Source organism: Sphingopyxis sp. NJF-3, assembly GCF_053514865.1.
This window is the reverse complement of record NZ_CM130726.1, coordinates 507,570-519,916: the sequence shown is the minus strand read 5'-3', so window position 1 is coordinate 519,916 and position 12,347 is coordinate 507,570. Positions and strand designations below refer to the sequence as shown.

General features: G+C 66.5%; 12 protein-coding genes. All 12 read right to left on the bottom strand.

Going from position 1 to position 12,347, the window contains the following annotated elements:
- Positions 1-463 precede the first annotated feature (463 nt).
- Positions 464-1,453 (bottom strand): quinolinate synthase NadA, encoded by a 990-nt coding sequence (gene nadA / locus ACOTSS_RS02350; RefSeq protein ID WP_448689942.1) that lies wholly within the window; start codon positions 1,451-1,453, stop codon positions 464-466.
- 70 nt (positions 1,454-1,523) lie between these two features.
- Entirely contained in the window at positions 1,524-2,234 is a 711-nt protein-coding gene (locus tag ACOTSS_RS02345) for an adenylate cyclase (protein ID WP_448689941.1), read from the bottom strand.
- A 65-nt stretch (positions 2,235-2,299) separates the two neighbouring features.
- Positions 2,300-2,914, bottom strand: coding sequence for a DUF4230 domain-containing protein (locus ACOTSS_RS02340; RefSeq protein WP_448689940.1), 615 nt, complete (start codon positions 2,912-2,914; stop codon positions 2,300-2,302).
- Positions 2,911-3,831 carry an MBL fold metallo-hydrolase gene (locus tag ACOTSS_RS02335; protein WP_448689939.1) on the bottom strand — a complete coding sequence of 307 codons (921 nt, stop codon included), beginning with the start codon at positions 3,829-3,831 and terminating at the stop codon, positions 2,911-2,913. Before ACOTSS_RS02335 ends, ACOTSS_RS02340 begins: the two co-directional genes overlap by 4 nt.
- Before the next feature lie 279 nt (positions 3,832-4,110).
- Positions 4,111-5,406, bottom strand: a complete 1,296-nt coding sequence (locus tag ACOTSS_RS02330; protein WP_448689938.1) for an acyl-CoA dehydrogenase family protein — start codon at positions 5,404-5,406, stop codon at positions 4,111-4,113.
- A gap of 142 nt (positions 5,407-5,548) precedes the next feature.
- Positions 5,549-6,880, bottom strand: coding sequence for a phosphotransferase (locus tag ACOTSS_RS02325; RefSeq protein ID WP_448689937.1), 1,332 nt, complete (start codon positions 6,878-6,880; stop codon positions 5,549-5,551).
- Positions 6,881-6,954: 74 nt separating this feature from the next.
- Complete coding sequence (locus ACOTSS_RS02320) at positions 6,955-7,830, bottom strand: TonB family protein (RefSeq protein ID WP_448689936.1); 876 nt, start codon at positions 7,828-7,830, stop codon at positions 6,955-6,957.
- Positions 7,831-7,899: 69 nt separating this feature from the next.
- On the bottom strand, positions 7,900-8,682 hold the full coding sequence (locus ACOTSS_RS02315) for an enoyl-CoA hydratase (RefSeq protein WP_448689935.1): 783 nt from the start codon (positions 8,680-8,682) through the stop codon (positions 7,900-7,902).
- A 71-nt stretch (positions 8,683-8,753) separates the two neighbouring features.
- Positions 8,754-9,683, bottom strand: coding sequence for an electron transfer flavoprotein subunit alpha/FixB family protein (locus ACOTSS_RS02310; RefSeq protein ID WP_448689934.1), 930 nt, complete (start codon positions 9,681-9,683; stop codon positions 8,754-8,756).
- Positions 9,680-10,429, bottom strand: coding sequence for an electron transfer flavoprotein subunit beta/FixA family protein (locus ACOTSS_RS02305; protein ID WP_448689933.1), 750 nt, complete (start codon positions 10,427-10,429; stop codon positions 9,680-9,682). The genes ACOTSS_RS02310 and ACOTSS_RS02305 overlap by 4 nt, the downstream gene beginning before the upstream one ends.
- A 234-nt stretch (positions 10,430-10,663) precedes the next feature.
- Positions 10,664-11,872, bottom strand: coding sequence for an ADP-forming succinate--CoA ligase subunit beta (gene sucC, locus ACOTSS_RS02300; protein ID WP_448689932.1), 1,209 nt, complete (start codon positions 11,870-11,872; stop codon positions 10,664-10,666).
- Positions 11,873-11,986: 114 nt separating this feature from the next.
- Positions 11,987-12,301: a hypothetical protein gene (locus ACOTSS_RS02295; RefSeq protein ID WP_448689931.1), complete on the bottom strand. Its 315-nt coding sequence runs from the start codon at positions 12,299-12,301 to the stop codon at positions 11,987-11,989.
- Positions 12,302-12,347 lie beyond the last annotated feature (46 nt).

Genomic DNA, 12,347 nt, shown 5'->3' with positions numbered 1-12,347 from the left:
TTGGTCGGCCCCCTTTCGGGGGCCGGCCGCACCTGGAAAGCCCTTCATCATCTGGTCCGAGCCTCTGCCGAAACAGTCGCTCTTGTCCGGCGATGGACTGCATTTCCATTCCGATCGGGTTCGCTTCAACTCGTGGGAATTGCTGCGTTCCGTGACCGGAGTATCGGTCTACGTCCTCGTCGATCCGCTCCGCTTCCTTCGGGTTGGTCTTGCAACCATCCTTCGTGTCCCGGTGGTCCGACGTCTCTGTCGTCCGATGATTGGAAGCTGACACGAAGCCCGTGGACCACCAACAAAAAACACGCCGAAAGCCGCCGCGCTTGTGGATAAGTCCGGCATTAGCAACTTGGCTTTGCTGCGCAGCATTTTTGTAACAGCAGCGCAACATTTTCGGATTCGAATCGGGCCCTTCCCCGCCTCGAGGTGAACGCGACTCGAACGTTTCGATCCCCGACTCGGGGGATCAGGCGCGTCCCAGATCACCCTTCCCCACCGTGCCCGACGCCATGTCGAGCATGCGATCGAGGCTCTTCTTCGCGGCGACGCGCAGTTCCTCGTCCATCTCGATCCGCGGCTGGAGGTCGCGCAGCGCGAGGTAGAGCTTCTCCATCGTGTTGAGCGCCATATAGGGGCAGATGTTGCAGTTGCAGTTGCCGTCCGCGCCCGGCGCGCCGATGAAAGTCTTCTCGGGCAGCGCCTTTTCCATCTGGTGGATGATGTGCGGCTCGGTCGCGACGATCAGCGTGTCGCCCGGAAAGCTCTTCGCGAATTGCAGGATGCCGCTCGTCGAGCCGACATAGTCGGCGTGATCGATGATGTGCGGCGGGCATTCGGGATGCGCCGCGACCGGCGCGCCCGGATGCTGCGCCTTCAGCTTCAGGAGCTCGGTCTCGCTGAACGCCTCGTGCACGATGCACACGCCCGGCCACAGCAGCATCTCGCGCCCGAACTTGCGGTTGAGATAGCCGCCGAGGTGGCGGTCGGGGCCGAAGATGATCGGCTGGCTCTCGGGGATCTGGCTGATGATCGTCTCTGCGCTGGACGAGGTGACGATGATGTCGGAGAGCGCCTTCACCGCCGCCGAGCAGTTGATGTAGGTCAGCGCGATATGGTCGGGATGCTCGGCGCGGAAGCGCTTGAACTGCTCGGGCGGACAACTGTCCTCGAGGCTGCAGCCGGCGTCCATGTCGGGCAGCACGACGATCTTTTCGGGCGACAATATCTTCGCGGTTTCGGCCATGAACTTGACGCCGCAAAAGGCGATGACGTCGGCATCGGTGTCGGCGGCCTTGCGCGAGAGTTCGAGGCTGTCGCCGACGAAATCGGCGAGGTCCTGAATCTCGGGCTTCTGGTAGTAGTGCGCCAGGATCACGGCATTCCGCTCCTTGCGCAGCCGGTCGATTTCAGCGCGCAGGTCGAGGCCGGTCAGGTTTTCGCGGATGGGAGCAGTCATGGCTTGTCCTTGTCGTGGCGTTGGCCACGCGCCTCCTACACCGCGCCCGGCGGCAGGGCAATTCGGCGTATCAGCCGCCGGCGAGCCGCGCCGCGAGCGCAATGACGGGGGGCGTCATGGCAAGCAGCGATATGGCGATGCGCGTCGCGATGACAACCGCCGCGATCGCCCAGGTCGCGGGATGGACGGCGCTGCGCGTCCGCCGGTCATGCGCGGCGACGATGGCAACCGCCGCGAGTTGACAGAGCGCGACCGCAGGCTCGGCCCAGGCGCCCATCAGCGGGATCGGCAGCAGCCGGCCGAGCGCGGGCTCGAGAACGACGATCGTCGCCCCGATCATCAGCCGCCGGTGCCAGTCGGTCACGCGTCGCCGCCGGATCGCCCAGGCCGCCATCGCCCCGAAGACGAGCGACTCGACCGTCGTCAGCGCCAGGAAATAGGCCGGCACGAAGAAAGGCGGCTGGCGATGCAGCACCAGCGCCATGACGCCGGTGAAGACGCCCAGGACGGTGATGACCAGCGCGAGCCCGGCGCCGAGCCAGCCAAGCCGGCGATGGAGGGCAAGGTTGCGGCGCGCGACCAGCGACGGCTGGACGATCAGCAGCGCGAGCCAGCCGAGCATCGCCAGCCCGTGCAGATGCACCCATGCGGGCGCTCGCCATGGATCGACGAACCCGCGTGCCGTGAATTGCAGGAAGCCGAAGACGATGAAGACGGCGAGGCCGATCGCCATCCGTTGCCAGAATCGTTCGGCGCTTGCCGCGCCCCCCGCTGTCGCCATATCCGCATCTCCCGATGCGACCCGGGGATTGTCTACTCCAGCCTGCGCCGCGCAGGAAGCCCGATTCAGCCGGCGGGCTGCCCGGCGAAGCGCGCGGTCACCTTCGCGTCGATCCCCGCGGCCGTCAGCGGCATGGCGAAGCTCTGTTCGATCGCGGTCCGCGCCGCGCCCTGCGCGAGGCGCATCGGCGTCGGCCCCTTGGCCTGCTTGATCAGCTCCTCCTGCGCCGCCTTGCGGTTCGCGGCGTCGAGAAGCTCCTCGGCGTCGGTCAGGGTCAGCAGGATCGCGCCGTCGCGGAACTCGCTGATCGCGTCGATGTCGATCTCCGGCCCCGCGAGCCGCAGCGGTGGCAGCGTCACCGTCAGCGCGTTCGTCGCCGCATCCCAGTCGAGGTCCGATGGCTTCAGTTTCGCCAGATCGAGTTCGTAGCGCACCGTTCCGGGCATGATCAGCGTCTTCTTGGCGCTCAGCCCGAGCCGGCTCTGCGTCGAGGTGACCACCGCGACATAGCGCGCGGTGAAGGGAACGAGGATATTCTGTTCCTGCAGCCCCTGCAGGCTCGCGGCGACGACGGTTTCGGGATCATAGCCGCGCTGCCAGCCGTCCCACGCGCGCCAGCCGAGAAACAGCGCAAGCGCGAGCATCGCGAGCAGCGCGATGCGGAAGACCCCGCGGCTCACGACGCGAGCCTCCACGCCTCGGCCTCGCGCGTCACGCGGCCGCGCGCTTCGAGGTCGAGAAGATGCGCGAGCACCGAGCGACCGGCAGCGCCGGTCAGGCGGGGGTCGAGTCCCTTGTACATATGCTTCACCATGTCGGGGATGACGTCCGTCCCCTTTTCGAGTTCGCGCAAAATCTGCCGCTCGCGCTGCCTGCGGTGGCCGAGCATGCCACGGACGAGTTGCCGCGGCTTGGTCACCGCGGGACCGTGGGCGGGATAATAGACGCGATCGTCGCGATCGTAGAGCTTGTTCAGCGAGGCCATATAAGCCGCCATGTCGCCGTCGGGCGGGCTGACGACGCTGGTCGACCAGGCCATGACATGATCGCCGGTGAACAGCGCGCCGCTTTCGACAAGCGCGAAGCAGAGATGATTGGAGGTATGCCCCGGGGTCGCGACCGCTTCGAGCGTCCAGCCGTCGCCCGCGATGCGCTCGGCGTCGGCGAGCACCCGGTCGGGGGCATAGTCGGGGTCGAAAGCCGAATCCGCGCGCGGCCCGTCATCGGACAGAGCAAGCGGCGCGCAGCCGACGATCGGCGCCCCGGTCGCTTCCTTCAGCGGCGCCGCGGCGGGGCTGTGATCGCGGTGGGTGTGGGTGCAGAGGATCGCCGCGACGCGCTGCCCTTCAACCGCGCGCAGGATCGCGTCGACATGGCCGGCGCCGTTCGCGTCGGGCGGATCGCCGATGCTCATCCCCGATCCGGTCGGGCCGGGATCGATCACCGCCACGTCGTTTCCGGCACCGACGATCCAGGTCTGCGTGCCGGTGAAGGTATAGGGCGAGGGATTGGGGGCGAGCACGCGGCGCACCAGCGGCTCGTGCTGCTCGCACCCGCCGGCGCGGATCGTGTCGGGCCAGGGCTTTTCGTCGCTCATATCCTCCATGTGGCATCGGCAGGGCGCGGACAAAAGAGGATTGGCGAAGAAAATCGACCGGACGAACAGCCTGGAGCCGCAAAAGCCCCGTAGCGGACGTTATTCTCCCCTCCCGCTTGCGGGAGGGGTCGGGGGTGGGCAGCGACGGTGCGGTGTGCCCACCCCGCCGCGGCTAGCGGACAAGTCCGCAAGCCTCGCTGCCCCTCCCGCAAGCGGGAGGGGAGAAGGCGCGCCACCCTCAACGACGGCTCCCCACCCCAAATCATCCGTCGTCCCGGTTCAAATCTTCCCCAGCGTCTCCCGCCGCGGTCCCAGATAGCCGAACAGATAGGCCGCTACTTTCCGCATCTGGATCTCCTCGGCGCCCTCGGTGATCCGGTAGCGGCGGTGGTGGCGATAGATATGCTCGAAGGGCTTGTGGCGCGAATAGCCGATGCCACCATGGACCTGCATCGCGCGGTCGGCGGCTTCACAGACGAGGCGGTTCGCCCAGTAGTTGCACATGCTGACCTTGTCCGACAGGCGGTGCTCGACCTCCTTGTGCGGCATATTGTCCATTTCCCACGCGGTCTTGCGGATCAGCAGGCGGAGCATCTCTGCCTGCGTCGCGAGTTCGACGAGCGGGAACTGGATCGCCTGGTTCTTCGCCAGCGCCGCGCCGAACGGCTTCCTCTCGCGCGCGTAACGCACGCTTTCCTCGATGCAATAGACCGCCGCGCCCAGCGATGAGGCTGCCTGGCGAATCCGGTTCTGGTGGACGAAGCTCTGCGCGATCGACAGCCCCCCGTCGACCGGGCCGAGCCGCGCGCTGTCGGGCACCCAGACGCCCGTGAAGCTGACGCGCGGATGGTCGGTCGGCATGTTGAAGGTCCAGAGATATTCCTCGATGACAAGCCCCGGCGACGGATTGGGAACGAGCAGGCAGGTGATGCCCTTCGCCTCGCCGTCATTGCCGCTGGTGCGGCAGAAGGTCGCACAGTGGGTGGCGACGTGCATGCCGGTCGTCCACATCTTCTCGCCGTCGATCCGCCAGCCGTCGACCCCGTCGCGGACCTCGCGCACCGCGCGCGTCTCCATATGCGTCGCGTCCGACCCGTGGTCGGGCTCGGTCAGGCCGAAAGCGGTGCGGCGCTTGCCCTCGAAGCCGCCGAGGATGAACTCGGCCTTCTGCTCGTCGCTGGTGCCGAACTGCTCGAACATCTCGACGAAGGGGAAGTTGCCGACGATGCTGTGCTCGTTCTGGAGGTCGTTGTGAAGGCCGAGCCCCTTCGCCGCGAAATGCTCGCGGATCACCGCCATCCACAGGTTCGACCCGTCCTTGCCGCCATATTTCTTCGGCGCCGAAAAGCGCCAGTGCCCGGCGGCATCGGCCAGCCTCGTCGCCTGTTTCAGCAGCGCTTCCCATTCGTGGCGCGGCAGACCCTGATTGTCCCAGTCGGTGCGGCTGTGCTCGCGGCGATGGTCGAAGAAGCGGATATTGTCGTCGGCCTCTTCGAGCGGCTTGATCTCGGCCGCGATGAAGGCGTCGAGTTCGTCCAGATAGGCCTGCAGATCGGGTGCCATCGCGAAATCCATCTTCGTCTCCCTTTGATCCGTCCTTCGCTACCCAACTCCGTTTGCCCTGAGCTTGTCGAAGGGCTGTTCTTCTTTCGGACGTCGGAAAGAAGAACGGTGCTTCGACAAGCTCAGCACGAACGGCAGGAGGGGCGTAGATTCCTTAACCGCCCCATTCGCTCTTCGCCCGCGCGAGCGCGGCATATTTGGGGCTGTCGACGGCGCATTTTTCGAGCACCGCGCGGCGCAGATTCGCGAGCAGCCCCGGTTCGGCAAGCGTCGTCCGGCCGGCCAGCAGCGCGGCGGCGAGCGCCTTGTCCTCGGCGCGCGTACCAGCATCGAGGTCGCGCATCGCTATGCCGAGCGCGTTCATCGCCACCGCGACCTGGAATTTGCCATGCCCTTCGGCGTGCGGCTTGATCGCCTCGCCCAGCCAGTCGCGCACCGCCTGCACCATTTCGCGCGTCGTCGGCTCACCTGCCGGCGGCGCGGCGGCCGGCGGCGCGGGCGGCAGCGGGCGCGAGCGTTCTTCCTGGGGCGCTTCCTCCTCCAGAAGCCGGACGAGATCGAGTTCCTGCTCGGCGGTGCGCCGCCCGACGACGACGCGCTCGACCGTGGCGTCGGCGCCGCTGCGCCACGCCTGCCCCATCTGGAGGCAGCCGAGCGCCCACCACAGGGTGCGGTAGACAAGCCAGAAGCGAAAGCGGCCCCTATCGACCGCCCGGCCGCCCGCGGCCTCATAGGCGGCGAAATAGTCCTCGAGGCTGCCGACCCCGAACGCCGGCCGGTCGAGCTCGCCGAAGCGCCATACGGTCATGCAGCCGAACGCCAGATCCTCGTGCGCGTCACCGAGATGCGCGAGTTCCCAGTCGAGCACCGCGGCAAGGCCATCCGCTTCGACCATGACATTGCCCATGCGATAGTCGCCGTGGACGAGCACCGGCTCGGCGGGCGCGGGCAGATGATCTTCGCACCATTTGATCGCGAGCGCGATCACCGGCCGGTCGCCACCATAGGAGAGGAAGCGCGCCCTGAGCTCGGCGAGCGCCTCGGCGGTATCCATCACCGGAATGCCCTCGGGGATCGCGGCGCGCGGCAGCGCGTGGATGCGCGCAAGCTCGCGGCCGAGATCGGCGACGAGCGAGGGCGGCGGCGCGGCCAATATCTTCGCGGGCGACACGTCGGCAGTGATGCGCCGCATCACATAGCCGGTGCCTATGCCATCGGCATCGGCGAGCACCCCGACGACTTCGGGCGCCCTCACCCCGCCCGCGTGCGCGGCGCGGACGAGCGCCGCCTCGACCGCATGGCCATAGGGCCGCCCTTCCATATAATCCGCCGAGGGGGCGCGACGGAGGACATAGCCTTCGCCAGCCCAGTCGAACGCCCAGCTTTCCATGTTCGCGCCGCCCGACAGACGCGACAGGCCCGACAGCGCGCCGGGACCCGCGGTGCGCGACATGAAGGCGGAGAGCGGGTCGGCAAGCTCGGTCATTACTTAACCTTGCTAAGTATTTTTCGGGACCGCAAGAGGCAATCGGGCGGGCCGGTCAGGGCGCGCACCCGCTCCTAGTTGGGAATGGCGAACTGCACGGTGTCGCGATAATAGGAGGCCATTGGCTTACCAGCCTTGTCGAGCGCGGGCTCGAAGCGGGCCCGCTTCATCAGTTTTTCGCAAACCGTCCGGTCAAAGCCCTCGGGATTGGTCGATTGCTGGATATGGCAGGCCGTGGGAACTCCGTCCGCCCCGACGGCCAGCCGGAATTCGACAATGCCGGGCTGTCCCTTTTGCAGCATGTCCATCGGATAATCGCCACTCTTTAGCCAAGTTCCCGGCGAGTCGGCAGGGGTCGCGGGTCGCGACCGCGTCTTGTAGCGCGCGACGTCGATCCCCCAATGGGTCAGCAGTTCATCGGTGCAGGCATCCATGGCGGCAAAACTCGCCTTCATCGGGCCCGTGTACAGGCGCAGCGGATGCCGCAGCGGTCTGCCGATGTCGATGGCGGTCACCGATGCCTTGTCCCCGTCGGTGACCGGCGCGACCGGAGTGCTGCCTTGTGCGGAGAGTGCTGCCTTTTCGGCTTCGGACAGCGGCCGGATGCGGATGTCGGAAGCGAATATCCAAGCGGGATTCTTGCCGACCGAACCCGAATAGAAAAAGACATCCTGTTCGGGCAGGATCGCGCCAAACCGGATGCGGGCGTCGGCGCTGCCGGCCGGGCGCTTCATCCGCTTGCCTATCAACGACATGCGAAACCTGTCACCTGGCTCGAACTGGTCGATGATCAGCGTGACCGCCTCTTTGCCGCTGCCGAACACGCGTATCAATCGGCAGGAATCATCCGCGTAGTGGACGTTCCAGGGCGACGACGGTTCGAGCACGACCGGCGCGCTCTTGTCGGCTGCACACAGCGGCGCACTGCTCGACAGCAGCGCGGCGCCCACGACCCATCCCCCCGTTTTCATGGGAAGAAGGCTAAGGCGTCAGCTTCCCGATGGCAAGCCGCGCCGCGATCAGCCGGCGCGCTCGCGCCCCCGCGCCATCACCGCGAGCCGCCGCGCCTCGACCTCGTCGGCGCTGACCGCGCGGTTCGCCGCAGTCGATCGCGCCTGTTCGAGCGCGAGACCCTCACCGAGGGGCAGCGCATAGCCGTCGTCGATCAGCGTCTTGTAGCGCCGCACCATCGCCGGGTCGGCGCTCGCGATATCGCGCGCGAGCGCCTGCGCCGCGGGAAGCAGCTCCTCGGGTGCCACGACGCGATTCACGAGTCCCCAGTCGCGCGCCGCCTCGGCGCCCAGGAAATTGCCGGTCAGCGATAGTTCCTTGGCGCGGGCGATGCCGATCATCCGCGACAATTTCTGCGACAGGCCCCAGCCGGGCATGATGCCGACGCGCGCATGGGTGTCGGCGAACCGCGCGTTGGTCGATGCGATCAATATGTCGCAGGCGAGCGCGACCTCGAACCCGCCGGTGATGGCAACCCCGTTGATCGCCCCGATCACCGGCTGCGGGCACAGCTCGATCGCCTTCACCGGATTCTCGTCGGCACTCTCCGCATTGGCGGCGCCCAGATTCCCGGTGTCGGCGCCGAGTTCCTTCAAATCGAGCCCGGCGGTGAAAGCGCGCGTCCCCGCGCCGGTCAGCACGATCGCGCGCACGCCGCCATCGGCGGCGAGATCGCGCATCGCCGCCGCCAACTCGGCGCGCAGCGCCCGCGACAGCGCGTTCATCGCCTCGGGCCGATTGAGCGTGACGGTCGCGACGGCGTCGTCGCGGGTGACGAGGATCAGGGACATGTCACTCTCCCGAAAAGAAAAAGGGCGGCCACGACGGGCCGCCCTTTCGGTTCATGTCATGGCGGCCCGGTTCAGATCTTGCTGGTCAGCTCGGGCACGACATTGAACAGATCGGCGACGAGGCCGAGGTCGGCGACCTGGAAGATCGGGGCGTCCTCATCCTTGTTGATCGCGACGATCGTCTTCGAATCCTTCATGCCGGCGAGGTGCTGGATCGCGCCCGAGATGCCGATCGCGAAGTAAACCTCCGGCGCGACGATCTTGCCGGTCTGGCCGACCTGATAGTCGTTGGGGACATAGCCCGCGTCGACCGCGGCGCGGCTGGCGCCGAGCGCGGCGCCGAGCTTGTCGGCAAGCGGGACGATGACTTCCTGATATTTCTCGCTCGAACCGAGCGCGCGGCCACCCGACACGATGATCTTCGCGCTGGTGAGCTCGGGACGCTCCGACTTGGCGATCTCGGCGCCGACGAAGCTCGAGATACCGGCGTCGCCGCCGGCCGAGACGGCCTCGACCGCACCCGAACCGCCCGAGGTGGCGGCCTTTTGGAAAGCGGTGCCGCGGACGGTGAGGACGAGCTTCGCATCCGACGATTCGACGGTCGCGATCGCGTTGCCGGCATAGATCGGGCGGGTGAAGGTCTTCGGACCCTCGACCGACAGGATTTCCGAAATCTGCATCACGTCGAGCAGCGCGGCGACGCGCGGCGCGATATTCTTGCCGGTCGTCGTCGCGGGCGCGACGAAGGCGTCGTGACTTCCCATCAGCTCGGCGACGAGCGGCGCGACATTCTCGGGCAGATTGTGACCGAAAGCGGCGTTATCGGCGACATGCACCTTGCCAACGCCGGCGATCTGCGCCGCGGCTTTCGCGACGCCATCGACGCCGGCGCCGGCGACGAGGAGATGGACTTCGCCGAGCTTCGAGGCGGCGGTCACCGCGGCGAGCGTGGCGTCCTTGACGGCGCTGCCGTCATGTTCGACCCAAACGAGCGTTTTCATGAATGCACTCCCATCGCCTTCAGCTTGGCAACCAGTTCATCGACATCGGCGACCTTGACGCCGGCCGAGCGGACGGGCGGCTCCGACACCTTGACCGTCTTGACGCGCGGCGCGGTGTCAACGCCATAATCGGCGGGCGCCTTCGTATCGAGCGGCTTCGACTTCGCCTTCATGATGTTGGGCAGCGAGGCATAGCGCGGCTCGTTGAGGCGAAGGTCGGTGGTGACGATCGCGGGGAGCTTCAACTTCACCGTTTCGAGGCCGCCGTCGACTTCGCGGGTGACGCTGACGCTGTCGCCCTCGACATTGACCGCGCTGGCGAAGGTGCCCTGCGCCCAGCCGGTCAAGGCTGCGAGCATCTGGCCGGTCTGGTTGTTGTCGTCATCGATCGCCTGCTTGCCGAGGATCACGAGACCCGGCTGTTCGGCGTCGGCGATCGCCTTGAAGATCTTGGCGAGCGCGAGCGGCTCGACCGGATCGTCGGTCTGCACCAGGATCGCGCGATCGGCACCCATCGCGAGTGCGGTACGCAGCGTTTCCTGCGCCTTCGCCGGGCCGACGCTCACCGCGACGATTTCGGTCGCGACGCCCTTTTCCTTCAGGCGAATCGCCTCCTCGACCCCGATCTCGTCGAACGGGTTCATCGACATCTTGACGTTGGCGAGATCGACGCCCGTGCCATCGGACTTGACCCGCGGCTTGACGTTGTAATCGAGCACCCGCTTCACGGGAACGAGGATTTTCATGGGCTCAAAGCTCCTCTCGAAAAATTGTGCACTGCGCCATAATTGGCGTTTACGTAAACGTCAACCTTGCAGTCCCCTTCTCCTCTCCCCTTGGGGGAGAGGATAGGAAGACTTGGTCCGCAGGACCTAGTCGGACTTGGTGAGGGTCCGAACGTTGCCGCCCTCACCGCTGCGACTAGGCGGCAAGCCGCCAAGTCTCGCTGCCTCTCCCTCAAGGGGAGAGGCGATTCTCTATCACGCCGCTTTGGCGACTTCGGCGACGATCTTCTTCGCCGCATCGCCCAGATCGTTCGCCGCCACGATCGGCAGCCCCGAGTTCGCAAGGATATCCTTGCCCTGCTGGACGTTGGTGCCTTCGAGGCGGACGACGAGCGGCACCGAGAGATTCACTTCCTTCGCCGCGGCGACGATGCCCTCGGCGATGATGTCGCACTTCATGATGCCCCCGAAGATGTTGACGAGGATGCCCTCGACCGCCGGATCCTTGAGGATGATCTTGAACGCCGCGGTGACCTTTTCCTTGCTGGCGCCGCCGCCGACGTCGAGGAAGTTCGCCGGGAAGGCACCATTCAGCTTGATGATGTCCATCGTCGCCATCGCGAGACCGGCGCCGTTCACCATGCAGCCGATGTTGCCGTCGAGCTTGATGTAGGCGAGGTCATATTCCGACGCCTCGACCTCGGCCGGGTCTTCCTCGGTCAGGTCGCGGAGGTCAGCGATGTCCTTGTGGCGGAACATCGCATTGCCGTCGAAGCCGAGCTTGGCATCGAGGACGAGCAGTTCGTCGCCGTTCGCGCCTTCGCAGACCGCAAGCGGGTTGATCTCGATCTGCTCGGCATCGGTCGCGAGGAAGGCGTTGTAGAGGCCGGCGAGAACCTTGGCGGCCTGCTTGGCAAGATCGCCTTCGAGTTCGAGCGCCGCGGCGACGCTGCGGCCGTGGTGCGGCATCAGGCCGGTGGCGGGGTCGATGACGATGGTGTGGATCTTGTCGGGCGTGTTGTGCGCGACGGTTTCGATGTCCATCCCGCCTTCGGTCGAGGCGACCACCGCGATGCGGCTGGTGGCGCGGTCGACGAGCAGCGCGAGATAATATTCCTTTTTGATGTCGGCGCCGTCGGTGATGTAGAGCCGGTTGACCTGCTTGCCGGCCTCCCCGGTCTGGATGGTCACCAGCGTGTTGCCGAGCATTTCGCGCGCATGGCTTTCGACTTCCTCGAGCGTCTTGGCGAGGCGGACGCCGCCCTTGGCATCGGGGCCGAGTTCCTTGAACTTGCCCTTGCCGCGGCCACCGGCGTGGATCTGCGACTTCACGACATAGAGCGGCCCCGGGAGCTGCTTCGCGGCCGCGACGGCCTCTTCGACGCTCATCGCGGCGATGCCCTTGGGGACAGCGACGCCAAATTTCGCGAGCAGTTCTTTCGCCTGATATTCGTGGATGTTCATGGGGTCTGCCGGGCCTTTCGACTCTGGAGCGGGAGATATTCGGCGCCGCCTAAGCACAAGTTTGGCGGCAAGGCTACCCCTTGGTTCCCCCCGGCAGCGGAGAGATTTTCTACCTCAGCGGAAAGCGCAGACCGCCGCCGAGCTGGTCGACACCGCCAATATCTCGGCGTCCTTGAGCGCGCGGACCTTGTGGAGGAACTGGTCGAGCGTCAGGTCGACGATCCGCCGGCCCTTGAGGCTGCCGAGCGACGACAGGCGGCGCAATTGCAGCAGCGACAGCCGCTCGACCATCCGCTCGGCCATGCACGCCGACATCGCCGGCGACAGCCCGGCGTCGACGAGCCCGCTGCGCAGCCGCGTCTCGGGCGTCGCGCACGCCGACAGCGCGAGCGAAAGGGCGATGAGGGGCAGCGCGAGATACGTCTTCATGCGCGGCCCATATGCAAAAGCGGCAGGGCCCGCAAACCGTTTATCC